The organism is Peptoniphilus indolicus ATCC 29427 (genome assembly GCF_000227315.1).
GTDB classification, from domain to species: Bacteria; Bacillota; Clostridia; order Tissierellales; family Peptoniphilaceae; genus Peptoniphilus; species Peptoniphilus indolicus.
Map to the genome: position 1 here is coordinate 1 of NZ_JH165091.1, position 1,999 is coordinate 1,999.

The following is a 1,999-nucleotide window of genomic DNA, read 5'->3' on the forward strand; positions in this document are numbered from 1 at the left end:
TAGTGAATAAATTGGTTTTGACTGGCTATTTTTGATTTTATTATAGATAATTTAATATTTAATTATAAATTTATATAAAATTTTTTTGATAAAAAAATTATAACTGAAATAGAAAAATGAAATTCTGATCTTATTTTTACATTTAAGCGTTACATAAGATCGGAAGTCATTTAAATTTTAATGGGATTGCTTAAAATTGGTAAATAGTTCTAAATATTTTCTGTAAAAATACAGATTATATTGGTTTATAGTTGATAAATTGTGGTATAATTGTTGAAAACATATGAAAAATCAAGGAGGAACAATATGGACGGGGCCGGAGGCTCGATTATATTACAATTTTTATTAATAGCTTTTTTAACGTGGGTGAATGCTTTTTTTGCATCTGCTGAAATGGCTATGGTATCTGCAAATAGGAATAAGATACAAACTCTTGTCGATGAGGGAAATAAGAAGGCCATAATCCTTAAAAAGATTTTGTCTGACCAAACAAGATTTTTATCTACTATTCAAGTTGGAATTACTTTTGCCAATTTCTTTTCATCTGCATCTGCGGCGACAACTATATCAAGAGTATTTGCAACTCAATTAAATTCTCTGGGTATACCGTATGCGCAAACTATAGCTCTTGTATTGATAACGTTGTTGTTGTCTTACATAACTCTTGTATGTGGTGAGCTTGTGCCAAAGAGAATAGCACTTACTAATGCTGATGAAGTTGCATTAAAATCTGCAACTGTGATAGGGATAGTTTCTAAATTTGCATATCCTTTTGTGAAGCTTTTATCTTTTTCAACAACTTTGATACTAAAGATTTTAGGAAAGTATTCTGAAGATGTTGAGGAAAAAATTTCTGAGGAAGAATTAAAGGCTTATATCAAAGTTTCTCAAGAGCAAGGGGTTATAAATTCAGCAGGAGAAGAGATGATAGTAAACATTATGGAATTTGATGATACTATGGCTTATGAAATCATGACACCAAGAACTTCTATTTTTATGGTGGATTATGATGAGTTTAATGAAGATACTGTGGTTGAAATTTTAAAAATGGGTTATTCAAGAGTGCCTGTTTTTAAGGATAACAGAGATAATATAATTGGAACTGTTTATATAAAAGATTTATTCATAGATTACTCTAAGACAAATTATAAGTCTGTAAATATAGATAATGTTATGAAAGAACCTTACTTTGTTCCGGAAACTAAAAAGGTTGACTCGCTTTTAAAGGAGTTACAACTTTCTAAAAAGTATGTGGCGATTTTGATTGATGAGTATGGTGGATTTTCAGGAATGGTTACTATGGAAGATTTGGTTGAGGAAATTGTCGGAGAGATTGAGGATGAATATGATAAGGATGAACCTAAGATTGAAAAAATTGCTGATGATAGGTATTTGATTGACGGATATGTTGAAATTGATGTAATTAATGAAAAACTAGGGACTAAATTGTATTCTGAAAATCACGAGACGATTTCAGGACTTATGATTGAACTTCTGGGGTATATTCCTCAAGAAGACGAAACCGGTTTTACTGTTGTATATGAAGATATGGTAGAATTAAAGGGGTTAAATGTTAAGGACAATAGAATTGCTTTAATAGAGCTTAGAATATTAAAAGATGAAGACTGAGGTGGAACGCAAAAGTTTCCACCTTTTTTGTTGTGCTTTTTATTTTGTTAATTAATTTGAGTTGTAAGAATGAGCGGGCCTCGAATATAAAATATAAAAAACATAAATATTGCCAACAATCGTAGGAGCGGCACGTGATTGGAAGAAAAATAAAGAATTAAAAAATTAATAGACAAATAAAATGAAATAGATAAAGGGAAGTAAAGGTCCGCCCTTAAAACCAAAATAAAATGAAATATAAAAAATATAAGTATTATGGTGCAATGCAAATAAAATTTCAAAATATAAATTAATTTAAATTGTCATGAAACGGGCGGACCTCGCTACACTCGTGCCGCACCCTACGGTGTGATAATAAAACAATTATTAA

At 30.1% G+C, this 1,999-nt stretch carries 1 protein-coding gene; it reads left to right on the forward strand.

The window, feature by feature from the left end; genetic code table 11:
• The first annotated feature begins 306 nt into the window (after positions 1 to 306).
• Positions 307 to 1,629 (forward strand): hemolysin family protein, encoded by a 1,323-nt coding sequence (locus tag HMPREF9129_RS10010; protein ID WP_004823342.1) that lies wholly within the window; start codon positions 307 to 309, stop codon positions 1,627 to 1,629.
• Positions 1,630 to 1,999: the final 370 nt, after the last annotated feature.

Coding starts and splice junctions, on each gene's coding strand:
- HMPREF9129_RS10010 (WP_004823342.1), top strand. CDS start 307: ATGGACGGGGCCGGAGGCTCGATTATATTACAATTTTTATTAATAGCT.